Genomic DNA, 24,775 nt, shown 5'->3' on the forward strand with positions numbered 1-24,775 from the left:
GATAATGACACAAAGAATTGGGTGAATTTTACCCAATAGCAGTAGCAGTATTCATGGGAGCATAAGATGAGTGATGATGTAGCGTTGCCGCTGGAGTTTACCGAAGCAGCAGCCAACAAAGTGAAAACCCTGATTGCCGACGAAGACAATCCGGATCTGAAACTGCGTGTCTATATTACCGGCGGCGGCTGCAGCGGCTTCCAGTACGGTTTTACCTTTGACGATCAGGTTAACGATGGCGATATGACCATCGAGAAACAGGGCGTTGCGCTGGTGGTTGACCCGATGAGCCTGCAATATCTGGTGGGCGGTTCGGTGGATTACACCGAGGGTCTGGAAGGTTCGCGCTTTGTGGTCACCAACCCGAACGCAACAAGCACCTGCGGGTGTGGTTCTTCGTTCAGCATTTAAGCCTGAATGCGGATTGTAGGCCCGGTAAGCGAAGCGCCACCGGGCTTATAAACGACGCCTATCTTGAATTTTCATCCAGCGCAAACGTCGGCAACTTCAGGTGCCAGCGTATCGCCGCTAAACGTATCACCAGCGTCACGACCATCCCCAGCATCGCGGCGTTTTCCAGCGGAAGGGCAAACGTGTAGTACGCGGTCGCATGGACAATGCCGCCCGCGATACAAGCCGTCGCGTAAATTTCAGTACGCAGGATCATCGGCACCTCACGCGCCAGAATGTCGCGAATGATCCCGCCGCCTACGCCGGTTAATACGCCCATGCAGATCGCCACCATCGGACCGGTGCCCGCATTAAACGCCTTATTGACGCCAATACCGACAAACACGGCCAGACCGACGGCATCCAGTACCGGCAATATCCATTTTGGTAATCGGCGGGGCTGGCGAACCAGCACTATGGTTAACAGGCAGGTGACCATCGCGACCACCAGATCGGTCGGATCTTTCACCCAAAACACCGGGCCATTGGCCAGCGCCATATCGCGGATTGTCCCGCCGCCCACGGCGGTTACTACGCCCAGCACCAGCACGCCAAACGGATCCATGCGTAGTTTTCCGGCGAGCAGGACGCCGGAGATAGCAAAAACGGCTGTGCCAAGAATATCCAGCCAATAAACGAGCATCGTTAAATCCTCGAAAAGGGTCTTATGTTAGTGACTCTCTGCCAGCGCGGCACAGAGCTGTTTTGCGGCGAGGATAATACGCGGGCTGGCGCGTTCAAACCAGTCGCTGTTGAGGGGTATTACCGGTATTTTTAGCTGCTTTTGCCAGAATTGCTCAATTTTGGGAATTTCACTCGCATTTCCGACCACGACGATGGCCTGTGGCTGGCGCGCCAGAACCTGCTCACGGCTTACCTGAGGCCACGGCACCCGGCTGGCTGCAAAGATGTTTTCACCGCCACAAACTTCCAGTACCTGGTTTTGAATCGACCCTTTTCCGGTGGTGAACAGCGGCTGGCTGCCAAACTGCAGGAAGATGCGCTTTTTAACAGGGGTATCGTATCGGGATTTCAGCGCGGCATAGTCGCTCAGCATCTGTTTCGCCGCAGCCTCGGCTTTTTGGGGCGTAGGGCTATAGGGTGCCAGGGCGCGTAGCGCCTGTGCGACCTGTTCAATGCTGACGGCATCAATCCACATGACCTTTATGCCAAGGGAAGTGAGCTGGTTGACCTGGCGCTCGGCGTTGCCGCCACGCCAGGCCAGCACGAGATCCGGTTTCAGCGCCACGATGCGCTCAAGGTTCATCCCTTGCCAGGTAGCCACTTGCTCAATCCCCGCGGCCTGCGGCGGATAATCGGAAAAGCTGCTCACGCCGACGGGCGTAATGCCGGCGGCAAACGCCAGCTCCGTATTGGCGGGAGAGAGCGTAATCACGCGCGGTACAGCATAGAGCCACAGCGGGGCGAGCAGAAGCAGGGCGGCAAGCGCCCTGAGGGGATGTTTAGCCACGTGCCAGATTCTGCACCAGGCGTTCCACCATCACGGTGGACTGTTTTGCCGCAACGGTCAGGAACTCGTCGAAGCTGATGTGGGACTGCTGGTCTGCCACGTCAGAGATGGCGCGAACCACCACGAACGGTACGTTGAAGTTATGGCAAACGTGCGCAATCGCAGTCGCTTCCATCTCAACGGCCACCGCCTGAGGGAAGTTATGACGGATTTTCGCCAGACCCACGGAACCATTGATGAACGCATCACCGCTAACAATCAGACCGCGTACCGCGTTGAGGTTGAGCTCCGCAATGCAGGTCTCTGCCGCCGCAATCAGTTTGTCGTCCGCTTTAAACCCTGCCGGGCAGCCCGGAAGCTGGCCGTACTCATAACCGAACGCGGTGACGTCAGCATCGTGGTAACGCGCTTCGTCGGAAACAACGATGTCCCCCACCTTCAGCGTCGGCGCCAGGCCGCCCGCAGAGCCGGTATTCACGATCACGTCCGGCTTGCAGCGCTCAAGCAGCAGGGTGGCACCCAGCGCCGCAGCGACTTTACCGATGCCTGATTTCAGCAGAGCCACGTCAACACCGTTTAGCTGACCGGTATAGATCTCACAACCCCCCAGAGAGAGGGTCTGACGGTTCTCAATTTTGTCACGCAGGAGCGTAACTTCTTCTTCCATTGCACCAATAATGCCGATTTTCATAGATTTACTCGCGATGTGCCTTGTTAAGATGCATAGTCTATCATGCGGTTAAGGGGAAACGCATTCTCACGCGGGGGAGCACATGTCACCAATCGATTTTCGCACCAAAATTAACTGGCACCGACGTTTCCGTTCGCCGCAGGGCGACAAGAGCGAACATGAGATCCTGCGTATCTTCGAAAGCGATCGCGGGCGGATCATTAACTCGCCCGCCATCCGCCGTCTGCAGCAAAAAACCCAGGTCTTTCCGCTGGAGCGTAACGCCGCAGTGCGCACGCGCTTAACCCACTCTATGGAGGTGCAGCAGGTCGGGCGCTATATAGCCAAAGAGATTTTGAGCCGTCTCAAAGAGCAGCGCTTGCTGGAAACCTATGGTCTGGACGAGCTGACGGGGCCTTTTGAGAGCATCGTTGAGATGGCCTGCCTGATGCATGACATCGGCAACCCGCCTTTCGGTCATTTTGGTGAGGCGGCAATCAATGACTGGTTTAAACAACGGCTCTACCCTTCGGATGCGGTAAGCCAGCCGCTGAGCGACGACCGCTGCATCGTACGCGATTTACGCCTGCGTGAAGGCGAAGAGGGGCTGAACGATTTGCGCCGCAAGGTGCGCCAGGATCTCTGTCATTTTGAGGGCAATGCGCAGGGGATCCGGCTGGTCCACTCCCTGATGCGTATGAACCTGACCTGGGCACAGGTCGGCTGCATTCTGAAATATACGCGCCCCGCGTGGTGGATGGGGGAGACGCCCGCGTCCCACAGTTATTTAATGAAAAAACCGGGCTATTATCTTTCCGAAGAGGCCTATATTGAACGGCTACGTAAAGAACTTTCATTGACGCCAAACGGCCGCTTTCCATTGACCTGGATTATGGAAGCCGCCGATGATATTTCCTATTGCGTGGCCGATCTGGAAGACGCGGTTGAGAAAAGAATCTTCAGCGTCGAGGAGCTTTATCAGCATCTTTATACGGCCTGGGGCACCCATGAAAAAGGCTCGCTGTTTGCGCAGGTTGTCGAAAATGCCTGGGATAAATCGCGCTCAAATACATTAAGCCGCAGTACGGAAGATCAGTTCTTTATGTATTTGCGGGTCAATACATTAAATAAGCTGGTGCCGTACGCGGCGTCGCGCTTTATTGATAATTTGCCGTTGATTTTCAACGGGGAATTCAACCACGCGTTGCTGGAAGATGACAGCAGCTTCAGCCAGCTCCTCGAGCTTTATAAACATGTGGCGATGCGGCATGTCTTCAGCCATCCGGATGTCGAACAGTTAGAGCTGCAGGGCTACCGGGTGATCAGCGGGTTACTGGAAATTTATGCCCCGCTGCTCCAGCTGTCCGTTGACGAATTCAGCGAGCTGGTGGAACACGAGCGCGTGCGCCGCATCCCCATCGAATCCCGACTTTATCAGAAACTCTCTACCCGACACCGTCTGGCGTATGTCGAAGCGATTGGCAAGCTGGATCGCCATTCCCCCCAGTGGCCGGTGATGGAATATTATTATCGCTGCCGTCTTATCCAGGACTATATCAGCGGCATGACGGATTTGTATGCCTGGGATGAATATCGCAAGCTGATGGCGGTGGAATAACGCCTGAGTTTTGTAAAGACGGCCAATAAATTTTTACCTTTTCCATAAACTTATCGCCGGAACTAAGCGGTATAAAACGAATCTGAGTTACACAGCAATTTTGCGTTACCTGTAAATCGAGATTGAGAAACATGAAAAAAACCACATTAGCAATGAGTGCACTGGCTCTGAGTTTAGGTTTAGCGCTGTCTCCTCTGACTGCTACTGCAGCCGAGACCGCGTCGTCGGCAGCAACCGCGCAGCAGATGCCAAGCCTGGCACCGATGCTCGAAAAAGTGATGCCATCGGTGGTGAGTATTAACGTTGAGGGTAGCACGACCGTCAATACGCCGCGCATGCCGCGTAACTTCCAGCAGTTCTTCGGCGACAACTCGCCGTTCTGCCAGGACGGTTCGCCATTCCAGAGCTCTCCGTTCTGTCAGGGTGGTGGCGCAGGGGATGACAGCCAGGGCGGCGGCCAGCAGCAGAAATTCATGGCGCTTGGCTCGGGGGTAATCATTGATGCAGCGAAAGGCTACGTCGTTACCAACAACCACGTTGTCGATAACGCGAACAGCATTAAGGTTCAGCTGAGCGATGGCCGTAAGTTCGACGCCAAAGTGGTCGGCAAAGACCCGCGTTCTGACATTGCGCTGATCCAGATTCAGGATCCGAAAAACCTGACGGCGATTAAAATTGCCGACTCCGACGCGCTGCGCGTGGGCGACTATACCGTGGCGATCGGTAACCCGTTCGGTCTGGGTGAAACCGTGACCTCGGGTATCGTCTCTGCGCTGGGCCGTAGCGGCCTCAATGCCGAGAACTATGAGAACTTCATCCAGACGGATGCGGCGATCAACCGCGGTAACTCCGGCGGTGCGCTGGTCAACCTGAACGGCGAACTGATCGGTATCAACACCGCGATCCTTGCCCCGGACGGCGGCAATATCGGGATCGGTTTTGCTATCCCAAGTAACATGGTGAAAAACCTGACCGCGCAGATGGTGCAGTATGGCCAGGTGAAACGCGGTGAGCTGGGTATCCTGGGTACGGAACTGAACTCCGAACTGGCGAAGGCGATGAAGGTTGACGCCCAGCGCGGGGCATTCGTCAGCCAGGTGATGCCGAACTCCTCTGCCGCTAAAGCGGGCATTAAAGCGGGGGATGTGATCACCTCCCTGAACGGTAAACCGATCAGCAGCTTTGCCGCCCTGCGTGCGGAAGTCGGCTCTATGCCTATCGGCAGCAAAGTGACCCTTGGTCTGCTGCGCGACGGTAAAGCGGTTAACGTGAGCCTGGAGCTGCAGCAGAGCAGCCAGAATCAGGTGGACTCCAGCACCATCTTCAGCGGGATTGAAGGTGCCGAGATGAGCAACAAAGGCGCAGACAAAGGCGTGGTGGTGAACAACGTGAAAGCGAATTCACCGGCAGCCCGTATCGGCCTCAAGAAAGGCGATGTGATCATGGGCGCTAACCAGCAGCCGGTGAAAAATATCGCTGAACTGCGTAAAATTCTCGACAGCAAGCCTTCCGTGCTGGCGCTGAATATCCAGCGTGGTGATACCTCTATTTACCTGCTGATGCAGTAATCCTCTGAAGCCCCTGTTCGCAGGGGCTTTCTCGTTTCTGTGACCCTTCCCACAAGTCCATACTTCTTCCTCTCTCTTTGTGCATTCGCACAATGCAGCCGTCGCTGAACATCCCTATGCTTGAGCTCTGCTCACAGGAGGGTTCTATGGCTGGCTGGCATCTTGATACCAAAATGGCGCAGGATATCGTGGCGCGCACCATGCGCATCATTGATACCAATATCAACGTAATGGATGCCCGCGGGCGCATTATTGGCAGCGGCGATCGCGAGCGTATTGGTGAATTGCACGAAGGCGCGCTGCTGGTGCTCTCCCAGGGGCGCGTGGTCGATATCGACGATGCGGTAGCGAAACACCTGCACGGTGTCCGTCAGGGCATCAATTTACCGCTGCGCCTTGAAGGCGAGATTGTGGGGGTCATCGGTCTCACCGGCGAGCCCGAGTCACTGCGAAAATACGGTGAGCTGGTCTGCATGACGGCGGAGATGATGCTCGAGCAGTCGCGCCTGATGCACCTGCTCGCTCAGGACAGCCGCCTGCGTGAGGAGCTGGTGATGAACCTTATTCAGGCGGAAGAGCATACGCCTGCGCTCAGTGAATGGGCGCAGCGTCTGGGGATCGATCTGAACCAGCCGCGCGTGGTGGCGGTCATTGAGGTCGACAGCGGCCAGCTGGGCGTAGACAGCGCGATGGCCGAGCTGCAGCAGCTGCAAAATGCACTGGCGACGCCGGAGCGCGATAACCTGGTGGCGATCGTCTCTCTGACGGAGATGGTGGTGCTCAAACCGGCGCTCAATGCGTTTGGCCGCTGGGATGCGGACGATCATCGCCGTCGCGTGGAGCAGCTGATCTCCCGGATGAAGGAGAATGGTCAGCTGCGTTTTCGCGTTGCGCTGGGCAACTATTTTACCGGTCCGGGCAGTATCGCCCGCTCCTGGCGAACCGCGCGCACCACCATGATGGTGGGCAAGCAGCGAATGCCGGAAAGCCGCAGTTATTTCTATCAGGACCTGATGCTGCCGGTGCTGCTCGACAGCCTGCGCGGTGGCTGGCAGGCCAATGAGCTGGCGCGGCCACTGGCGCGCCTGAAAGCCATGGACAATAACGGCCTGCTGCGCCGAACGCTGCAGGCGTGGTTCCGTCATAACGTGCAGCCGCTGGCGACGTCAAAAGCGCTGTTTATCCACCGCAATACCCTGGAGTATCGGTTAAACCGAATTTCAGAGCTGACGGGGCTGGATCTGGGCAATTTCGACGACAGGCTGCTGCTGTATGTGGCGCTGCAGTTGGATGAACAGCGATAAGGGTTTCACCCTCTCCCTGTGGGAGAGGGCCGGGGTGAGGGCATCAGGCCGCACTCAACTTATTTGTTGCGGGTTAACTTCTCAAGATCCGCTTCAATCTCGCTGATCTTATTGGTCACAACGCTTTCAAGGTGACGCAGATCGTCAAGGATCTTACGCTTGAGATCGACTTCGGTGCGGTCGCGCTGGCAGATCTGATCGAGTTCATCGATCACATAGCGCAGGTTAGGGCTGATTTCCTGTACTTCTTTGTATCCCTGTCCTACACCGTCAGCAACAACGGTCTTACGCTGGCGTGGATATTTAAACTTCACGCTTTTGGCGAAAAACTCTCCTTTGTCCTTGTGAAAATAGATTTTCAGAATATCGTTATTGGCTTCCTGACGGAGGCTGTAACGATCAATTTCATCAGGATTGGTAATGCCCAGACTTTTCAGATTATCGTACATAGCGGTACCCTTGATCTCAACATAACCTTTGAATAATTAACGAAAAAATCTATTTTCGCCACTCTCAGATACAAAAAAAGCGGGGTTGCCCCCGCTTTTTGTTATACCCGATTAATCGATGGTGCGCAGCAACTCGTTGATGCCCACTTTACCGCGCGTTTTCGCATCCACTTTCTTCACGATAACCGCACAGTACAGGCTGTATTTACCATCTTTTGACGGCAGGTTGCCGGAAACCACCACGGAGCCCGCCGGAACGCGACCGTAGTGAACTTCGCCGGTTTCACGGTCGTAAATACGGGTGCTCTGACCGATGTAAACGCCCATGGAGATCACGGAGCCTTCTTCAACGATCACGCCTTCAACCACTTCAGAGCGCGCGCCGATGAAGCAGTTGTCTTCGATGATGGTCGGGTTAGCCTGCAGTGGCTCCAGAACACCACCGATGCCCACGCCGCCGGACAGGTGAACGTTTTTACCGATCTGCGCGCATGAGCCAACAGTCGCCCAGGTGTCAACCATGGTGCCTTCGTCAACGTAGGCACCGATGTTCACGTAGGATGGCATCAGCACGGTATTACGTGCGATGAAGGCGCCCTGGCGCACTGCCGCAGGCGGTACCACGCGGAAACCTTCTTTCTGGAAACGCGCTTCGTCGTAGTCAGCGAACTTCATTGGCACTTTATCGAAGTAGCGGCTTTCTGCTCCGTCGATAACCTGGTTATCGTTGATGCGGAAAGAGAGCAGCACGGCTTTCTTCAGCCATTGATGAGTGACCCACTGACCGTCGATTTTTTCTGCCACGCGCAGCGCGCCGGAATCCAGCAGGGAAATCACCTGGTTTACCGCTTCACGGGTCACGGTATCCACATTTGCCGGGGTAATCTCGGCGCGACGCTCAAAAGCGGACTCAATAACGTTCTGTAACTGCTGCATTGTTTACTCTTTCCATTTCACTAAAAAACATATCACCCTTTATCGTTTGGATTGAGGGCTGCTGTCAACCGTTGTTGCACTTCAAGCTGCAGGTCATTATTAAGGGCACGCCGGTCGGCGGTGGCGATTATAAATAAATCTTCTACTCGCTCGCCAATGGTTGTAATTCGGGCTCCATGAAGCGAAATTCCCAGATCGGCAAAAACCTGGCCGACGCGGGCGAGCAGCCCCGGCTGGTCGAGCGCGATCAGCTCAAGGAACGATTTACGATCGGTGTGGGTGGGCAGGAAATTGACCTCGGTATCCACGGTGAAGTGGCGCAATTTCGCCGGCTGGCGACGCGGCTGCGGGGGTTGCCAGCTGCGCTGGGTGATCGCCTGCTCCAGACCAAAACGTATCCCTTCATGCCTGTCTGACGACAGCGGGCTGCCGTCCGGCTCCAGCACAATAAAGGTGTCCATTGCCATGCCGTCGCGGGTGGTGAAAATCTGCGCGTCGTGCACGCTCAAATTACGCCTGTCCAGCTCGGCGCAGACCGCAGCAAACAGATAAGGGCGGTCCGGGCTCCAGATGAAAATCTCCGTCCCGCCGCGGGTGGCCTGCGGGCTCAGCAGGATCATCGGCTGGGACAGATCGTGCTTGAGCAGATGCCGCGCGTGCCACGCAAGCTGGTTTGGGCTGTGGCGGACAAAATAGTTGGCGCGGCAGCGGGCCCAAATCTGATGTAGCGCCTCTTCATCAATGTTATCCATCCGCAGCAGCGCCAGCGCCTGCAGCTGGTGGTGACGCACGCGCTCGCGCATATCCGGCGTGTTCTGCATCCCGCGACGCAGCTGTTTTTCGGTGGCGAAGTACAGCTCGCGCAGCAGGCTCTGCTTCCAGCTGTTCCATAACGTTTCGTTGGTGGCGCAGATATCGGCCACCGTCAGGCAGACCAGATAGCGCAGGCGGTTTTCCGTCTGGACCTCTTCGGCGAACTGTTTTATGACTTCCGGGTCCTGAATGTCACGGCGCTGGGCGGTGACCGACATCAGCAGGTGATGGCGCACCAGCCAGGCCACCAGCTGCGTTTCACGTGAGTTCAGGCCGTGCAGCTCGGCAAATTTCAGCACGTCTTGCGCGCCGAGCACCGAGTGGTCGCCGCCGCGACCTTTGGCGATGTCGTGGAACAGGGCGGCAATCAGGATCAGCTCCGGATGGGTCAGGCGCGGCCACAGCTCGACGCACAGCGGGTGGCGGGAGCGCGTCTCTTCTTTCGCAAAGCTTTCCAGCTTGAGCATCACGCGGATCGTGTGTTCATCCACCGTGTAGGCGTGGAACAGATCGAACTGCATCTGCCCGACGATGTGCGACCACTGCGGCATATAGGCCCACAGCACGCTGTGACGGTGCATCGGCAGCAGGCCGCGACTGACGGCACCCGGGTGGCGGAGCATGCTCAGGAACAGCGAACGGGCTTCCGGGATATAGCACAGCGGCTCCGTCAAATGGCGGCGCGCGTGGCGCAGATGGCGCAGGGTGGTGGAGTAGATCCCGGTGATGGTGCTGTTGCGCACCATGGTATAGAACATCCGCAGAATCGCTTCCGGCTCGCGGATAAACAGCGTTTCGTCGCGGAGATCGATAAGCGTGCCGCGCAGCTGGAATTCGTCATCAATCGGGCGCGGCTTTTCGTCGGCCGTCAGGGCCAGAATGGCCTCGTCGAACAGCTGCAACAGCATCTGGTTCAGCTCGGTCACCCGGCGGGTGACGCGGAAGAAATCTTTCATCATGTGCTCAACCGGCTCGTTACCCTCGCCCTGGTAATTCAGGCGCTGCGCCACGCTGAGCTGGCGGTCAAACAGCAGACGGTTATCGTAGCGCGTAACTTCCAGATGCAGGGCAAAGCGGATGCGCCAGAGCAGGTGCAGACACTCGTTAAGCTCGTTACGCTCCGCCTCGGTTAAAAAGCCGAAGCCAACCATCTCGTCCAGCGAGGTGGCGCCAAAATGGCGTCGGGCGACCCACTGTAGCGTGTGGATGTCGCGCAGGCCGCCGGGGCTGCTTTTAATGTCAGGCTCAAGGTTATAGCTGGTGCCGTGGTAGCGCTGGTGGCGCTGGTTTTGCTCCTCGACCTTCGCGGCGAAGAACTTTTCTGACGGCCAGAAGCCGTCGCTGAAGATGTGTTTTTGCAGCTCCAGGAACAGCGCGACGTCGCCAATCAGCAGGCGGGTTTCAATCAGGTTGGTGGCGACGGTCAGGTCCGACAGCCCTTCCAGCAGACACTCTTCCAGGGTACGCACGCTGTGGCCGACTTCCAGCTTTACGTCCCAGAGCAGGGTCAGCAGCTCGCCGATTTTTTGCGCCTGTTCGTCCGGCAGCTTTTTGCGGCTTAAGATCAGGAGATCGATATCGGAAAGCGGATGCAGCTCACCGCGGCCATAGCCTCCGACGGCAACCAGCGCAACATCGCTGATTTGTCCAAACCCATAATCGATCCACAGACGCTGCAGCAGCTGGTCGATAAATTCGGTGCGCGCCTCAATCAGCTGTTCTGCCGATATGCCCGCATCAAATGCGCTGCCCAGCCAGCGGTGAAAGACATCCATGTGCGCCTTGATGCCGGCACAGGTCAGCTCGTGCTGCGGCCAGACGCCCGGGTTATCGGGCTGGTCGGGGAGGGTGGGAAGGGCTGTGTTAGCATACTGTTCGGGTAAAAGATTACTCATCGTGCGCCACCCATAAGAAAAAGCTATAGCCATTAAAAAAGCCGGCATTTGCCGGCTTTTTTATCATTCGTCGTGCGTCAGTATCGCCGGGATGGTGTCATCCTTGCGCAACGTCATAATTTCGCAGCCGTTGTCTGTTACCACAATAGTATGCTCGTATTGCGCAGACAAGCTTCTGTCTTTGGTTTTCACCGTCCAGCCGTCTTTCATGGTCCGGATGCGGTAATCACCCGCGTTGACCATTGGCTCAATGGTAAAGGTCATGCCTTTTTGCAGCACCACGCCGCCGTCATCGGCATCATAGTGCAGAACCTGCGGCTCTTCGTGGAAGACGCGACCAATGCCGTGACCGCAGTACTCGCGCACCACGGAGAACCCTTCTGCTTCGACAAATTTCTGGATTGCCGCACCGATGGTGCGCAGGCGAATACCCGGTTTCACCATTTTCAGCGCCAGGTAGAGGCTCTCTTGCGTCACTTTGCACAGACGCTCGCCAAGAATGGTCGGCTTGCCAACGATGAACATTTTTGAGGTGTCACCGTGGTACTCGTCTTTAATGACGGTCACGTCGATGTTAACGATGTCGCCGTCTTTCAGCAGTTTTTCATCGTCCGGAATACCGTGACACACCACTTCATTAATAGAGATGCAGACGGATTTCGGGAAACCGTGGTAGCCGAGGCAGGCGGAAACCGCGTGCTGCTCGTTCACGATATAGTCGTTACAGATGCGGTCCAGTTCACCGGTGCTGACGCCCGGCTTCACGAACGGCTCGATCATTTCCAGCACTTCCGCGGCCAGACGACCGGCGATGCGCATCTTTTCAATTTCTTCAGGTGTCTTAATAGAGATAGCCATGTAATCTGTCCATCGGTGTCGATTTTTTCGACAATACTAGTCTAAGTGTCGTCAATGGTATCAGTCAGGCACGCTTCGTGCCAAATTGAGAATCATTAACAGCACACTCCGCCAACAACTGTTGGTTTCTGGTCGTGTTTTGTGGTATAAAGCGCGCCGGACTTCCGATCCATCTCAGATACACAGGCTGGACGGGAGCGACAAATCTCACTTTGTGTAACAACACACACGTATCGGCACATATTCCGGGGTGCCCTTCGGGGTCGGTAATATGGGATACGTGGAGGCATAACCCCAACTTTCAATATAGAGGTTTTAAACATGGCAACTGTTTCCATGCGCGACATGCTCAAGGCTGGTGTTCACTTTGGTCACCAGACCCGTTACTGGAACCCGAAAATGAAGCCTTTCATCTTCGGCGCACGTAACAAAGTTCACATCATCAACCTTGAGAAAACGGTACCAATGTTCAACGAAGCCCTGGCTGAGCTGAACAAGATCGCTTCCCGTAAAGGTAAGATTCTGTTCGTTGGTACTAAGCGCGCTGCAAGCGAAGCTGTGAAAGATGCTGCTAACAGCTGCGACCAGTTCTTCGTGAACCATCGCTGGTTGGGCGGCATGCTGACCAACTGGAAAACTGTTCGTCAGTCCATCAAGCGCCTGAAAGATCTGGAAACCCAGTCTCAGGACGGTACTTTCGACAAGCTGACTAAGAAAGAAGCGCTGATGCGCACTCGTGAACTGGACAAGCTGGAAAACAGCCTGGGCGGTATCAAAGATATGGGCGGCCTGCCAGACGCGCTGTTCGTAATCGATGCAGACCACGAGCACATCGCAATCAAAGAAGCTAACAACCTGGGTATCCCGGTATTCGCTATCGTTGATACCAACTCCGATCCGGACGGTGTTGACTTCGTTATCCCGGGTAACGACGACGCAATCCGTGCTGTTAGCCTGTACCTGAGCGCTGTAGCTGCTACCGTTCGTGAAGGCCGTTCCCAGGATCTGGCTTCTCAGGCGGAAGAAAGCTTCGTAGAAGCTGAATAATAAGGTTTTACCCCTTATTAGTACCGTGTATGAATAGGGGCCCATTACCGGCCCCTTTTTTCAATTTACACTGTTTGGCCCCCGGCCGGGCAGTTCACATCTCCCGAGGATTTAAGAATGGCTGAAATTACCGCATCCCTGGTAAAAGAGCTGCGCGAGCGTACTGGCGCAGGCATGATGGATTGCAAAAAAGCGCTGACTGAAGCGAACGGCGACATCGAGCTGGCAATCGAAAACATGCGTAAATCCGGTGCGATCAAAGCAGCTAAAAAAGCAGGCAACGTTGCTGCTGACGGCGTGATCATCACTAAAATCGACGGCACCTACGGCATCATTCTGGAAGTTAACTGCCAGACTGACTTCGTTGCTAAAGATGGTGGTTTCCAGGCATTTGCTAACAAAGTTCTGGACGCAGCGGTTGCTGGCAAAATCACTGACGTTGAAGTTCTGAAAGCACAGTTCGAAGAAGAACGTGTTGCGCTGGTTGCTAAAATCGGTGAGAACATCAACATCCGTCGCGTTGCTTCTCTGGAAGGCGACGTTCTGGGCTCTTACCAGCACGGTGCACGTATCGGTGTTCTGGTTGCGGCTAAAGGCGCTGACGAAGAGCTGGTTAAACAGCTGGCAATGCACATCGCTGCAAGCAAGCCAGAATTCGTTAAGCCAGAAGACGTGTCTGCTGAAGTGGTAGAGAAAGAGTACCAGGTTCAGCTGGACATCGCGATGCAGTCTGGTAAACCAAAAGAAATCGCAGAGAAAATGGTTGAAGGCCGCATGAAGAAATTCACCGGCGAAGTTTCTCTGACTGGCCAGCCATTCGTTATGGATCCAAGCAAGTCTGTTGCTCAGCTGCTGAAAGAGCACAACGCTGACGTAACTGGCTTCATCCGCTTCGAAGTGGGCGAAGGCATCGAGAAAGTTGAGACTGACTTCGCAGCAGAAGTTGCTGCAATGTCCAAGCAGTCTTAATGATTGAAAAGGAGCCGCCTGAGGGCGGCTTCTTTTTGTCACCCGTCACAGGAAATCAGACAGGCTCCAGTATCGCTGTACTGATTTGCGGCATATCATGTCGCCAGAATTAACCCCCATCTTAATCGTTGACAGTCTCAGGAAAGAAACATGGCTACCAATGCAAAACCCGTGTACAAACGCATTCTGCTTAAGCTGAGTGGCGAAGCGCTGCAGGGATCGGAAGGCTTCGGTATTGACGCAAGCATCCTTGATCGCATGGCACAGGAAATCAAAGAACTGGTCGAACTGGGCATCCAGGTTGGCGTGGTCATTGGCGGTGGCAACCTTTTCCGTGGTGCTGGTCTGGCGAAAGCGGGGATGAACCGCGTTGTGGGCGACCACATGGGTATGCTGGCAACCGTGATGAATGGCCTGGCGATGCGTGATGCGCTCCATCGCGCCTATGTGAACGCCCGCCTGATGTCCGCGATCCCCCTGAATGGCGTATGCGATAATTACAGTTGGGCAGAAGCTATCAGCCTGCTGCGCAACAACCGCGTGGTGATCCTCTCCGCCGGTACGGGTAACCCGTTCTTTACGACCGATTCCGCTGCCTGCCTGCGCGGTATCGAGATCGAAGCTGATGTGGTACTGAAAGCGACCAAAGTCGATGGCGTGTTTACTGCCGACCCGGCAAAAGATCCGTCTGCAACCATGTACGAACAGCTGAGCTACAGCGAAGTGCTGGATAAAGAGCTGAAAGTGATGGATCTTGCCGCCTTCACGCTGGCTCGTGACCACAAACTGCCGATCCGTGTCTTCAACATGAACAAACCTGGCGCACTGCGTCGCGTGGTCATGGGCGAAAAAGAAGGCACTTTGATCACGGAATAATTTCCGTTGACGATAAATACAGGTAAGATTCCGCTTTATTTTGTAGTGGTATCTTACCCGGGCGCGCCTTTGGCGTTGTCATGAATTAAACGCGACTATACTTAGCACACCTGTAGCGCTGTGCTGGCGGATAGTCTGCCTGAGACAAGTTTTCAAGGATTCGTAACGTGATTAACGACATCAGAAAAGATGCTGAAGTACGCATGGAAAAATGCGTAGAAGCGTTCAAAACCCAAATCAGCAAAATCCGTACTGGCCGTGCTTCCCCAAGCCTGCTGGATGGCATCATCGTCGAGTACTACGGTACGCCAACCCCTCTGCGTCAGCTGGCGAGCGTGACGGTAGAAGATACCCGTACGCTGAAAATCAACGTATTCGATCGTTCTATGGGCCCGGCGGTTGAGAAAGCGATCATGGCGTCTGACCTCGGTCTGAACCCAAGCTCTGCGGGTGCTGACATCCGCGTTCCACTGCCACCGCTGACCGAAGAGCGTCGTAAAGACCTGATCAAAGTGGTGCGTGGCGAAGCTGAGCAGGGGCGTGTCTCCGTGCGTAACGTTCGCCGCGACGCGAACGATAAAGTCAAAGCGCTGCTGAAAGAAAAAGAGATCAGTGAAGATGACGATCGTCGTTCCCAGGACGACATTCAAAAAATGACTGACGCTGCCATCAAGAAAATTGATGCGGCGCTGGCAGATAAAGAAGCGGAACTGATGCAGTTCTGATTTCTGTCGTACACTGATAAACGCCGTTCAGAGAGACTTAGGGTCTTGCTGGCGGCGTTTTGCTTTTATCTGGTCTAACTTTTCGGGCATCTCATGAAGCATTTAACACTCCTCGGCTCAACCGGCTCTATCGGTTGCAGTACTCTCGACGTCGTTCGCCATAATCCTGAACTTTACACCGTGACAGCGCTGGTGGCCGGTAAGAATGTGCAGCGAATGGTTGAGCAGTGCCTGGAGTTTACGCCCCGCTATGCGGTGATGGATGACGAAGAGAGCGCGCGCCTGTTGAAAGCACAGCTGCTTGAGAAGGGCAGCCGAACCGAGGTGCTGAGTGGTCAACAGGCGGCCTGCGAAATGGCGGCGCTGGATGACGTGGATCAGGTGATGGCGGCCATCGTCGGGGCGGCAGGATTATTGCCGACGCTTGCCGCGATTGATGCCGGTAAGGACGTTCTGCTGGCCAATAAAGAGTCGCTGGTGACCTGCGGACGCCTGTTTATGGAGGCGGTGAAGCAGCGCGGCGCTCGTCTTTTGCCGGTCGACAGCGAGCACAACGCGATTTTTCAGAGTTTACCGCAACCTTTTCAACAGAACCTGGGGTACGCTGACCTGGAGCAGAATGGCGTCGTGTCTATTCTGCTTACCGGGTCTGGTGGCCCGTTCCGTGAAACGCCACTGTCTGAACTGCGTGCCATGACGCCGGATCAGGCGTGCCGTCATCCGAACTGGTCGATGGGGCGTAAAATCTCCGTTGACTCTGCCACCATGATGAACAAAGGTCTGGAATACATTGAAGCGCGCTGGCTGTTCAATGCGTCAGCGAAACAGATGGAAGTACTGATTCACCCACAATCGGTGATTCATTCGATGGTGCGTTATCAGGATGGCAGCGTGCTGGCGCAGTTGGGCGAACCGGATATGCGTACGCCAATTGCCCATTCCATGGCGTGGCCGAATCGAGTGAAGTCCGGCGTGAAGCCGCTTGATTTCTGCAAGCTAAGTTCCCTGACGTTCAGTGAGCCAGACTACGACCGTTACCCTTGTCTGAAGCTTGCGATGACGGCCTTTGACCAGGGGCAGGCGGCGACAACGGCACTGAATGCAGCCAATGAAATTACCGTTGAAGCATTTCTGAATCAGCAAATTCGTTTTACCGATATCGCGGCGTTGAATTTAGCGGTACTGGAGATGATGGATTTGCGCGAACCACAGAGCGTTGAAGAGGTGCTGGCGGTGGATGCAGCTGCGCGTAATATTGCGCGCCAACAGGTGACACGTCTCGCAAGCTGGTGATAAAGCAACCACTAGTCGTCGTGCTATTTGTTAGCGTTGGGCTTCAGTGATATAGTCTGCGCCACCTGATCGCAGGTATTTGACTTTACGTGGTCAGGTGAGCCGTGGTTTGACACGGCTTTTTTATGTATCGGCTTCAGTATTCCTGAGTACCGTTAAATCCTTTTCAGGGACAAAAAACGCGTTATGTTGTCTGCGAATCAACCAATAAGCGAAAACTTGCCAGCGCATGGCTGCCGTCATGTAGCAATCATTATGGATGGCAATGGTCGCTGGGCGAAAAGACAAGGGAAAATACGAGCCTTTGGGCATAAAGCTGGGGCGAAATCTGTTCGCCGCGCCGTTTCTTTTGCCGCCAATAACGGCATTGATGCGTTAACGCTCTATGCTTTTAGCAGTGAAAACTGGAATCGACCACTGCAGGAAGTGACTGCGTTGATGGAATTGTTTGTGTGGGCGCTAGACAGCGAAGTAAAAAGCCTGCACCGCCACAACGTCCGCCTGCGTATCATTGGCGATACCAGTCGTTTTAACTCACGTTTGCAGGAACGGATTCGCAAAGCAGAAGCGCTGACGGAAAATAATACCGGTCTGACGTTGAATATTGCGGCGAATTACGGCGGACGCTGGGATATTATCCAGGGCGTTCGGCATCTGGCCGAACAGGTTCAGGAAGGGCTGTTGAGACCCGACCAAATTGATGAAGAGGCGCTGAGCAAGCAAATCTGCATGAATGAACAGGCACCTGTGGATTTGGTAATTAGGACAGGGGGGGAACATCGCATAAGTAACTTTTTGATATGGCAAATTGCCTATGCTGAACTTTACTTTACGGATGTTCTTTGGCCCGATTTTGATGAACAAGACTTTGAAGGTGCGCTGCATGCCTTTGCCAATCGAGAGCGTCGTTTCGGCGGCACCGAGCCTGGTGGCGATAACGCCTGATGGGGGTAGCTTTTGCTGAAGTATCGCCTGATTTCCGCTTTTGTATTAATACCCATTGTCATTGCGGCGCTGTTTTTACTGCCCCCGGTGGGATTCGCTATTGTTACGCTGGTGGTGTGCATGCTCGCCGCGTGGGAATGGGGACAGTTTAGCGGCTTTACCTCGCGCACGCAGCGAGTATGGCTTGCGGTACTGTGTGGCTTTATCCTGGCCATAATGCTGTTTACGTTGCCTGAATATCATCATGATATTCATCAGCCACTGGTGGCCGGTTCCTTGTGGATATCGTTGGCCTGGTGGGTGGCCGCGCTGTTGCTGGTGCTGTTTTATCCCGGCTCCGCGGCGTTATGGCGTCATTCAAAAGTGCTGCGACTGATTTTTGGTTTGCTCACCATTATTCCTTTTTTCTGGGGTATGGTTGCGCTGCGTGCCTGGCACTACGACGAAAACCACTACAGCGGTGCGATCTGGCTGCTTTATGTGATGATTCTCGTCTGGGGGGCTGACTCCGGGGCCTATATGTTTGGTAAACTGTTTGGCAAACATAAGCTGGCGCCGAAGGTTTCTCCGGGCAAAACCTGGCAAGGATTCATCGGCGGTTTGTTTACGGCCGCGATCATCTCCTGGGGCTACGGCGTCTGGGCGAATCTTGAAGTGGCACCGTCAATACTGCTGGTGTGCTCGATTTTTGCTGCGCTTGCCTCCGTGCTCGGTGATTTAACCGAAAGTATGTTCAAGCGTGAAGCAGGGATTAAGGACAGTGGACACCTGATTCCAGGGCATGGCGGTATACTGGATCGCATTGATAGCCTGACAGCGGCTGTTCCCGTGTTTGCGTGTTTGCTTTTACTGGTATTCGGGACGATTTAACGGAAGGTTTTATGCTGAGCATTCTCTGGAATCTGGCGGCGTTTATAGTTGCACTGGGTGTACTGATTACCGTGCATGAATTTGGCCATTTCTGGGTTGCTCGCCGCTGTGGTGTGCGCGTAGAGCGGTTTTCCATCGGTTTTGGTAAATCACTCTGGACGCGCACCGATCGCCACGGCACGGAATTTGTCATCGCCCTTATCCCGCTGGGCGGCTACGTCAAAATGCTCGACGAACGCGTCGAGCCTGTCGCGCCTGAGCTGCGACACAGCGCATTCAACAATAAAACCGTTGGACAACGCGCCGCCATCATCGCTGCCGGACCGGTAGCCAATTTCATCTTTGCGATTTTCGCTTACTGGCTGGTGTTTATCATCGGCGTCCCTGGCGTACGTCCGGTGGTCGGTGAAATTGCCCCCAACTCCATCGCGGCGAGTGCGCAAATTACATCCGGGATGGAACTTAAAGCGATTGATGGTATCGAAACCCCTGATTGGGATGCCGTGCGACTGCAGCTGGTTGCTAAAATTGGCGATCCGCAGACCACCATCAGCGTATCGCCGTTTGGGTCAGACGCCCGTCAGGACAAAGTGCTCGATTTACGTCACTGGCGTTTCGAGCCGGACAAAGAGGATCCCGTCGCTGCGCTGGGCATTCGTCCACGCGGCGCACAGATCGAGCCGGTATTAGCCGAAGTCCAGGCCAACTCGGCGGCGAGCAAAGCGGGTTTGCAAGCAGGCGACAGGATCGTTAAAGTCGATGGTCAACCATTAACAGAGTGGATGACCTTTGTTACTCTGGTGCGCGATAATCCGGGTACGTCTCTCGCGCTGGAAGTTGAAAGGCAGGGCAGTCCGCTTTCGCTGACGCTGATCCCGGATACGAAGTCGGTCGGCAAGAAGACAGAAGGGTTTGCAGGCGTTGTGCCAAAAGTGATCCCGCTGCCAGATGAGTACAAGACAATACGCCAGTATGGGCCGTTCAGCGCCATCCTTGAAGCCACGGATAAAACATGGCAACTGATGAAGCTGACGGTCAACATGTTGGGGAAATTGATAACCGGTGATGTGAAACTGAACAACCTCAGTGGGCCAATTTCGATTGCTCAGGGGGCTGGGATGTCAGCGGAATTCGGGGTGATTTACTATCTCATGTTCCTCGCGCTCATTAGCGTGAACCTTGGGATAATCAACCTGTTCCCGCTTCCCGTTTTAGACGGGGGTCATCTGCTGTTTTTAGCGATTGAAAAGCTAAAAGGCGGACCGGTATCCGAGCGAGTTCAAGACTTTAGTTATCGCATTGGCTCGATTTTGCTGGTGCTGTTAATGGGGCTTGCACTTTTCAATGATTTCTCTCGGTTGTAAGAGAGTTAGTTAGGAAGAACGCATAATAACGATGGCGATGAAAAAGTTGCTCATAGCGTCGCTGCTGTTTAGCAGCGCCACCGTATACGGTGCTGACGGGTTCGTAGTGAAAGACATTCATTTCGAAGGCCTTCAGCGTGTCGCCGTTGGTGCGGCCCTCCTCAGTATGCCTGTGCGCCCCGGCGATACGGTTAATGATGATGATATCAGTAACACCATCCGTGCTCTGTTTGCCACCGGCAACTTCGAGGATGTCCGCGTCCTGCGCGATGGTGATACGCTGCTGGTACAGGTAAAAGAACGTCCAACGATCGCCAGTATCACTTTCTCCGGCAACAAGTCGGTGAAAGATGACATGCTCAAGCAAAACCTTGAAGCATCCGGTGTTCGTGTGGGGGAGTCTCTGGACCGCACAACCCTTTCAGACATTGAAAAAGGTCTGGAAGACTTCTACTACAGTGTCGGTAAATACAGCGCCAGCGTGAAAGCGGTTGTCACTCCGCTGCCGCGTAACCGTGTTGACCTGAAGCTGGTCTTCCAGGAAGGTGTTTCTGCGAAGATCCAGCAGATCAACATTGTCGGCAACCACGCGTTCAGCACCGACGAACTGATCTCCACCTTCCAGCTGCGCGATGAAGTGCCGTGGTGGAACGTGGTGGGCGATCGTAAATACCAGAAACAGAAACTGGCGGGCGACCTTGAAACCCTGCGCAGCTACTATCTGGACCGTGGTTACGCGCGTTTCAATATCGACTCGACTCAGGTGAGTCTCACGCCGGACAAGAAAGGCATCTACATTACGATCAACATCACGGAAGGCGATCAGTACAAGCTTTCGGGTGTTGAGGTAAGTGGTAACCTGGCGGGGCATTCTGCTGAAATCGAATCGCTGACCAAAATTCAGCCAGGCGATCTCTATAGCGGTTCCAAGGTCACCAAAATGGAAGACAGCATTAAGAAGCTGCTCGGCCGCTATGGTTATGCCTATCCGCGCGTACAGACTCAGCCGGAAATCAATGACGCGGATAAAACCGTTAAGCTGCACGTGAATGTTGACGCGGGTAACCGTTTTTACGTGCGTAAGATCCGCTTCGTCGGTAACGACACCTCCAAAGACTCCGTTCTGCGTCGCGAAATGCGTCAGATGGAAGGCGCATGGTTAGGTAGCGATCTCGTTGATCAGGGTAAAGAGCGTCTGAACCGTCTGGGCTATTTTGAAACGGTGGACACCGACACCCAGCGCGTACCGGGCAGCCCGGATCAGGTTGATGTCGTTTATAAAGTGAAAGAGCGTAACACCGGTAGCTTCAACTTCGGTGTGGGCTACGGTACCGAAAGCGGCGTCAGCTTCCAGGTCGGCGTGCAGCAAGATAACTGGCTGGGTACGGGTTACTCTGTCGGAATTAACGGTACCAAAAACGACTACCAGACCTACTCTGAATTCTCTGTAACGAACCCATACTTCACCGTTGACGGTGTGAGCCTGGGCGGTCGTATCTTCTATAACGACTTTAAAGCAGACGATGCGGATCTGTCCTCGTACACCAACAAGAGTTACGGTGTGGACGGTACGCTTGGCTTCCCGATCAACGAATACAACACCCTGCGTGCGGGCTTAGGTTACGTGCATAACGACCTGTCCAATATGCAACCGCAGGTGGCGATGTGGCGTTATCTGGATTCTATTGGCCAATCGGCAAGCAAAAACAGCGATAACAACGGTTTCGCGGCGGATGACTTCACCTTCAACTACGGCTGGACCTATAACCGTCTCGACCGTGGCTACTTCCCAACCGAAGGTTCTCGCGTCAACCTGAACGGTAAAGTCACCGTGCCGGGCTCCGATAACGAGTTCTATAAGGTGACGCTGGATACCGCATCCTACTTCCCGATCGATGACGATCATAAGTGGGTGGTTCTGGGACGTACCCGCTGGGGCTATGGTGATGGTTTAGGCGGCAAAGAACTGCCGTTCTATGAAAACTTCTATGCGGGTGGTTCGAGCACCGTTCGTGGCTTCCAGTCCAACAACATTGGTCCGAAAGCGGTCTATTACGGCGGGAACGACAAAGATAACTGCGATAAGTCTTCCTCATCTGAAGTCTGTAGTTCTGACGATGCGGTGGGCGGTAACGCGATGGCCGTTGCCAGCCTGGAGTTCATCACCCCAACGCCGTTTATCAGCGATAAATACGCGAACTCCGTCCGTACGTCCTTCTTCTGGGATGCGGGCACGGTGTGGGATACCAACTGGCAGAATACGGCCCAGATGCGTGCGGCAGGTGTTCCTGACTACAGCGATCCGAGCAATATTCGCATGTCTGCCGGTATCGCATTACAATGGATGTCACCGCTGGGGCCGTTGGTCTTCTCTTACGCCCAGCCGTTTAAGAAATATGATGGAGATAAGTCGGAGCAATTCCAGTTTAACATTGGTAAAACCTGGTAATAATCCGCAGCAAAGGAATGCGTTGGCAGTGTAGCGCTGACAACTGGCGATCGGTAAAACGATCGCCTTGCCACGCAAAGAACGGTACCTTCTGGTGCCAATGGGATGGTAAGGAGTTAATTGTGAAAAAGTGGTTATTAGCTGCAGGTCTCGGTTTAGCGATGGCAACTTCTGCTCAGGCAGCAGACAAAATTGCAATCGTCAACATGGGTAATTTGTTCCAGCAGGTTGCACAGAAAACAGGTGTTTCTGCGACTCTGGAAAACGAATTCAAAGGCCGTGCAAGCGAACTGCAGGGTATGGAAAACGATCTTCAGTCCAAAATGCAGCGTCTGCAGCGTGATGGTTCTACCATGAAAGCAAGCGACCGCAGCAAGCTGGAAAAAGACGTAATGGCTCAGCGCCAGACGTTCTCCCAGAAAGCGCAGGCTTTCGAGCAGGATCGTCAGCGTCGTTCTAACGAAGAACGCGGCAAGCTGGTGACTCGCATTCAGACCGCTGTTAAAGCAGTGGCTGCCGATCAGAGCATCGATCTGGTTGTTGATGCGAACGCCGTTGCTTTCAACAGCAAAGATGTTAAAGACATCACTGCTGATGTTCTGAAACAGGTTAAATAAGTAATGCCTTCAATTCGACTGGCTGATTTAGCTCAGCAGTTGGATGCAGAATTACACGGTGATGGCGATATCGTCATCACCGCTGTTGCGTCCATGCAATCTGCTAAAGCTGGCACGATTACCTTCATGGTAAGCCCTAAGTACCGTGAGCAACTGGCTCAATGCCAGGCGTCAGCTGTTGTTCTGACGCAGGACGATCTTCCATTTGCCACTGTAAGCGCGCTGGTAGTGAAAAACCCCTACCTGACGTATGCACGCATGGCTCAAATTCTTGATACCACGCCGCAACCGGCCCAGAACATTGCTGCCAGCGCAGCGATTGATGAGACGGCCAGGCTGGGTAACAACGTCGCCGTTGGGGCGAATGCGGTTATCGAATCCGGCGTTGTGCTGGGCGATAACGTCGTCATTGGCCCAGGCTGCTTCGTTGGGAAAAATACGAAAATCGGCGCGGGGACCCGTTTGTGGGCCAATGTGTCCGTTTATCATGACGTGGAAATTGGCGAAAACTGCCTCGTTCAGTCCAGCACCGTGATTGGTTCTGATGGCTTTGGTTACGCTAACGATCGCGGTAACTGGGTGAAGATCCCGCAGCTTGGTCGCGTCATTATTGGCGATCGCGTGGAGATCGGCGCCTGTACCACCATTGACCGTGGCGCGCTTGACGACACGATCATTGGCAATGGTGTTATCATCGATAACCAGTGCCAGATTGCGCATAACGTTGTGATTGGCGACAATACCGCGGTTGCAGGTGGCGTCATCATGGCGGGCAGCCTGAAAATTGGCCGTTATTGCATGATTGGCGGTGCGAGCGTGATTAATGGCCATATGGAAATTTGCGACAAGGTGACCGTGACGGGAATGGGCATGGTAATGCGTCCTATCACTGAACCTGGCGTCTATTCCTCCGGCATTCCGCTTCAGCCCAACAAGGTATGGCGTAAAACAGCAGCTCTGGTGATGAACATTGATGATATGAGCAAGCGCCTCAAGTCCCTTGAGCGTAAGATCGATCAACAAGACTAAGCGTCATCCGTTGAACGCTATTTTTCCCGGCCTGTCGGCTTTCTAATAAACCGGCAGGCCGTGTTATTATTGTTATCAGTACATTTTGACAGGAAGAGTATTTTGACTACTGACACTCATACTCTGCATATTGAAGAGATTTTAGAACTTCTGCCGCACCGCTACCCGTTTCTGCTGGTAGACCGTGTGCTGGATTTTGAAGAAGGTCGTTTTCTGCGCGCAGTGAAAAATGTTTCCGTGAACGAGCCGTTCTTCCAGGGGCACTTCCCTGGTAAGCCTATCTTCCCGGGTGTGTTGATTCTGGAAGCGATGGCTCAGGCTACCGGTATTCTGGCGTTCAAAAGCGTCGGCAAACTGGAGCCAGGTGAGCTGTATTACTTCGCGGGTATTGATGAAGCGCGCTTTAAGCGCCCAGTCGTGCCTGGTGATCAGATGATCATGGAAGTCACTTTTGAAAAAACGCGTCGTGGCCTGACTCGCTTCAAAGGCGTAGCGCTGGTTGACGGCAAAGTTGTTTGCGAAGCGACGATGATGTGTGCTCGTAGCCGGGAGTCCTGAT

At 54.3% G+C, this 24,775-nt stretch carries 23 protein-coding genes; 16 read left to right on the top strand and 7 right to left on the bottom strand.

The genetic code is table 11. The features are described from left to right. The first annotated feature begins 66 nt into the window (after positions 1 to 66). A complete protein-coding gene (erpA, locus tag ABFV38_RS03945; protein ID WP_013095643.1) occupies positions 67 to 411 on the top strand; it encodes an iron-sulfur cluster insertion protein ErpA in 345 nt (114 codons plus the stop codon). A gap of 58 nt (positions 412 to 469) precedes the next feature. Here the strand turns inward: erpA and ABFV38_RS03950 are convergent, their stop codons facing one another. Genes ABFV38_RS03950 through mtnN form a run of 3 tightly spaced genes read right to left on the bottom strand, consistent with a single transcriptional unit; the run spans position 470 to position 2,612 of the window. After that, positions 470 to 1,093 (bottom strand): TRIC cation channel family protein, encoded by a 624-nt coding sequence (locus ABFV38_RS03950; RefSeq protein ID WP_045907828.1) that lies wholly within the window; start codon positions 1,091 to 1,093, stop codon positions 470 to 472. A gap of 27 nt (positions 1,094 to 1,120) precedes the next feature. Further along, entirely contained in the window at positions 1,121 to 1,921 is an 801-nt protein-coding gene (gene btuF, locus ABFV38_RS03955; protein ID WP_048028455.1) for a vitamin B12 ABC transporter substrate-binding protein BtuF, read from the bottom strand. Further along, positions 1,914 to 2,612 carry a 5'-methylthioadenosine/S-adenosylhomocysteine nucleosidase gene (mtnN, locus tag ABFV38_RS03960; RefSeq protein ID WP_008501920.1) on the bottom strand — a complete coding sequence of 233 codons (699 nt, stop codon included), beginning with the start codon at positions 2,610 to 2,612 and terminating at the stop codon, positions 1,914 to 1,916. Before mtnN ends, btuF begins: the two co-directional genes overlap by 8 nt. A gap of 82 nt (positions 2,613 to 2,694) precedes the next feature. Between mtnN and dgt the strand changes: the two genes are divergently transcribed. From dgt to cdaR, 3 genes are all read left to right on the top strand, one after another. Further along, positions 2,695 to 4,209: a dGTPase gene (gene dgt, locus ABFV38_RS03965; RefSeq protein WP_048225692.1), complete on the top strand. Its 1,515-nt coding sequence runs from the start codon at positions 2,695 to 2,697 to the stop codon at positions 4,207 to 4,209. A gap of 131 nt (positions 4,210 to 4,340) precedes the next feature. Then, positions 4,341 to 5,777: a serine endoprotease DegP gene (gene degP, locus ABFV38_RS03970; RefSeq protein ID WP_025756813.1), complete on the top strand. Its 1,437-nt coding sequence runs from the start codon at positions 4,341 to 4,343 to the stop codon at positions 5,775 to 5,777. Between the two features lie 146 nt (positions 5,778 to 5,923). Beyond that, entirely contained in the window at positions 5,924 to 7,081 is a 1,158-nt protein-coding gene (gene cdaR, locus ABFV38_RS03975; protein ID WP_008501917.1) for a DNA-binding transcriptional regulator CdaR, read from the top strand. Positions 7,082 to 7,140: 59 nt separating this feature from the next. Here the strand turns inward: cdaR and ABFV38_RS03980 are convergent, their stop codons facing one another. From ABFV38_RS03980 to map, 4 genes are all read right to left on the bottom strand, one after another. After that, positions 7,141 to 7,530: a DUF3461 family protein gene (locus tag ABFV38_RS03980; protein ID WP_008501916.1), complete on the bottom strand. Its 390-nt coding sequence runs from the start codon at positions 7,528 to 7,530 to the stop codon at positions 7,141 to 7,143. A 111-nt stretch (positions 7,531 to 7,641) separates the two neighbouring features. After that, positions 7,642 to 8,466, bottom strand: a complete 825-nt coding sequence (dapD, locus tag ABFV38_RS03985) for a 2,3,4,5-tetrahydropyridine-2,6-dicarboxylate N-succinyltransferase (protein WP_008501915.1) — start codon at positions 8,464 to 8,466, stop codon at positions 7,642 to 7,644. A gap of 32 nt (positions 8,467 to 8,498) precedes the next feature. Continuing rightward, a complete protein-coding gene (gene glnD / locus ABFV38_RS03990; RefSeq protein ID WP_053077067.1) occupies positions 8,499 to 11,174 on the bottom strand; it encodes a bifunctional uridylyltransferase/uridylyl-removing protein GlnD in 2,676 nt (891 codons plus the stop codon). 63 nt (positions 11,175 to 11,237) lie between these two features. Then, a complete protein-coding gene (gene map, locus ABFV38_RS03995) occupies positions 11,238 to 12,032 on the bottom strand; it encodes a type I methionyl aminopeptidase (protein ID WP_045907833.1) in 795 nt (264 codons plus the stop codon). A 321-nt stretch (positions 12,033 to 12,353) separates the two neighbouring features. Between map and rpsB the strand changes: the two genes are divergently transcribed. The 12 genes from rpsB to fabZ all read left to right on the top strand — a co-directional run bounded on the left by rpsB (position 12,354) and on the right by fabZ (position 24,774). Next, positions 12,354 to 13,079 (top strand): 30S ribosomal protein S2, encoded by a 726-nt coding sequence (gene rpsB, locus ABFV38_RS04000; protein ID WP_013095653.1) that lies wholly within the window; start codon positions 12,354 to 12,356, stop codon positions 13,077 to 13,079. 117 nt (positions 13,080 to 13,196) lie between these two features. After that, the gene (tsf, locus tag ABFV38_RS04005; RefSeq protein ID WP_014830708.1) at positions 13,197 to 14,048 is read left to right on the top strand and encodes a translation elongation factor Ts; all 852 of its coding nucleotides are present in this window, start codon (positions 13,197 to 13,199) and stop codon (positions 14,046 to 14,048) included. 150 nt (positions 14,049 to 14,198) lie between these two features. Then, positions 14,199 to 14,924: a UMP kinase gene (gene pyrH, locus ABFV38_RS04010; RefSeq protein WP_234084214.1), complete on the top strand. Its 726-nt coding sequence runs from the start codon at positions 14,199 to 14,201 to the stop codon at positions 14,922 to 14,924. A 167-nt stretch (positions 14,925 to 15,091) separates the two neighbouring features. Next, entirely contained in the window at positions 15,092 to 15,649 is a 558-nt protein-coding gene (frr, locus tag ABFV38_RS04015; protein ID WP_008501909.1) for a ribosome recycling factor, read from the top strand. A gap of 93 nt (positions 15,650 to 15,742) precedes the next feature. Continuing rightward, positions 15,743 to 16,942, top strand: a complete 1,200-nt coding sequence (gene ispC, locus ABFV38_RS04020; RefSeq protein ID WP_348958557.1) for a 1-deoxy-D-xylulose-5-phosphate reductoisomerase — start codon at positions 15,743 to 15,745, stop codon at positions 16,940 to 16,942. 186 nt (positions 16,943 to 17,128) lie between these two features. Next, positions 17,129 to 17,887, top strand: coding sequence for a (2E,6E)-farnesyl-diphosphate-specific ditrans,polycis-undecaprenyl-diphosphate synthase (gene ispU, locus ABFV38_RS04025; protein ID WP_047651476.1), 759 nt, complete (start codon positions 17,129 to 17,131; stop codon positions 17,885 to 17,887). 12 nt (positions 17,888 to 17,899) lie between these two features. Next, complete coding sequence (gene cdsA, locus ABFV38_RS04030) at positions 17,900 to 18,757, top strand: phosphatidate cytidylyltransferase (RefSeq protein WP_045907836.1); 858 nt, start codon at positions 17,900 to 17,902, stop codon at positions 18,755 to 18,757. Between the two features lie 11 nt (positions 18,758 to 18,768). Continuing rightward, positions 18,769 to 20,121, top strand: coding sequence for a sigma E protease regulator RseP (rseP, locus tag ABFV38_RS04035; RefSeq protein ID WP_348958559.1), 1,353 nt, complete (start codon positions 18,769 to 18,771; stop codon positions 20,119 to 20,121). Between the two features lie 31 nt (positions 20,122 to 20,152). Then, positions 20,153 to 22,570: an outer membrane protein assembly factor BamA gene (bamA, locus tag ABFV38_RS04040; protein WP_045907837.1), complete on the top strand. Its 2,418-nt coding sequence runs from the start codon at positions 20,153 to 20,155 to the stop codon at positions 22,568 to 22,570. A 122-nt stretch (positions 22,571 to 22,692) separates the two neighbouring features. Next, positions 22,693 to 23,187 (top strand): molecular chaperone Skp, encoded by a 495-nt coding sequence (gene skp / locus ABFV38_RS04045; protein ID WP_045907838.1) that lies wholly within the window; start codon positions 22,693 to 22,695, stop codon positions 23,185 to 23,187. A 3-nt stretch (positions 23,188 to 23,190) separates the two neighbouring features. After that, positions 23,191 to 24,216: a UDP-3-O-(3-hydroxymyristoyl)glucosamine N-acyltransferase gene (lpxD, locus tag ABFV38_RS04050; RefSeq protein WP_023345460.1), complete on the top strand. Its 1,026-nt coding sequence runs from the start codon at positions 23,191 to 23,193 to the stop codon at positions 24,214 to 24,216. 102 nt (positions 24,217 to 24,318) lie between these two features. Beyond that, positions 24,319 to 24,774, top strand: a complete 456-nt coding sequence (fabZ, locus tag ABFV38_RS04055; protein WP_010426706.1) for a 3-hydroxyacyl-ACP dehydratase FabZ — start codon at positions 24,319 to 24,321, stop codon at positions 24,772 to 24,774. Position 24,775: the final 1 nt, after the last annotated feature.

Origin of the sequence: Enterobacter cloacae complex sp. Mu1197 (assembly GCF_040059225.1) — a bacterium.
GTDB classification, from domain to species: Bacteria; Pseudomonadota; Gammaproteobacteria; order Enterobacterales; family Enterobacteriaceae; genus Enterobacter; species Enterobacter quasiroggenkampii.

Excerpts from the sequence above, each read along its gene's own strand:
- tsf (WP_014830708.1), top strand. The coding sequence starts at position 13,197 with ATGGCTGAAATTACCGCATCCCTGGTAAAAGAGCTGCGCGAGCGTACT.
- dapD (WP_008501915.1), bottom strand. The coding sequence starts at position 8,466 with ATGCAGCAGTTACAGAACGTTATTGAGTCCGCTTTTGAGCGTCGCGCC.
- bamA (WP_045907837.1), top strand. The coding sequence starts at position 20,153 with ATGGCGATGAAAAAGTTGCTCATAGCGTCGCTGCTGTTTAGCAGCGCC.
- rpsB (WP_013095653.1), top strand. The coding sequence starts at position 12,354 with ATGGCAACTGTTTCCATGCGCGACATGCTCAAGGCTGGTGTTCACTTT.
- pyrH (WP_234084214.1), top strand. The coding sequence starts at position 14,199 with ATGGCTACCAATGCAAAACCCGTGTACAAACGCATTCTGCTTAAGCTG.
- cdaR (WP_008501917.1), top strand. The coding sequence starts at position 5,924 with ATGGCTGGCTGGCATCTTGATACCAAAATGGCGCAGGATATCGTGGCG.
- map (WP_045907833.1), bottom strand. The coding sequence starts at position 12,032 with ATGGCTATCTCTATTAAGACACCTGAAGAAATTGAAAAGATGCGCATC.
- degP (WP_025756813.1), top strand. The coding sequence starts at position 4,341 with ATGAAAAAAACCACATTAGCAATGAGTGCACTGGCTCTGAGTTTAGGT.
- ABFV38_RS03950 (WP_045907828.1), bottom strand. The coding sequence starts at position 1,093 with ATGCTCGTTTATTGGCTGGATATTCTTGGCACAGCCGTTTTTGCTATC.
- mtnN (WP_008501920.1), bottom strand. The coding sequence starts at position 2,612 with ATGAAAATCGGCATTATTGGTGCAATGGAAGAAGAAGTTACGCTCCTG.
- dgt (WP_048225692.1), top strand. The coding sequence starts at position 2,695 with ATGTCACCAATCGATTTTCGCACCAAAATTAACTGGCACCGACGTTTC.
- ispU (WP_047651476.1), top strand. The coding sequence starts at position 17,129 with ATGTTGTCTGCGAATCAACCAATAAGCGAAAACTTGCCAGCGCATGGC.
- rseP (WP_348958559.1), top strand. The coding sequence starts at position 18,769 with ATGCTGAGCATTCTCTGGAATCTGGCGGCGTTTATAGTTGCACTGGGT.
- glnD (WP_053077067.1), bottom strand. The coding sequence starts at position 11,174 with ATGAGTAATCTTTTACCCGAACAGTATGCTAACACAGCCCTTCCCACC.
- ABFV38_RS03980 (WP_008501916.1), bottom strand. The coding sequence starts at position 7,530 with ATGTACGATAATCTGAAAAGTCTGGGCATTACCAATCCTGATGAAATT.
- erpA (WP_013095643.1), top strand. The coding sequence starts at position 67 with ATGAGTGATGATGTAGCGTTGCCGCTGGAGTTTACCGAAGCAGCAGCC.
- ispC (WP_348958557.1), top strand. The coding sequence starts at position 15,743 with ATGAAGCATTTAACACTCCTCGGCTCAACCGGCTCTATCGGTTGCAGT.
- lpxD (WP_023345460.1), top strand. The coding sequence starts at position 23,191 with ATGCCTTCAATTCGACTGGCTGATTTAGCTCAGCAGTTGGATGCAGAA.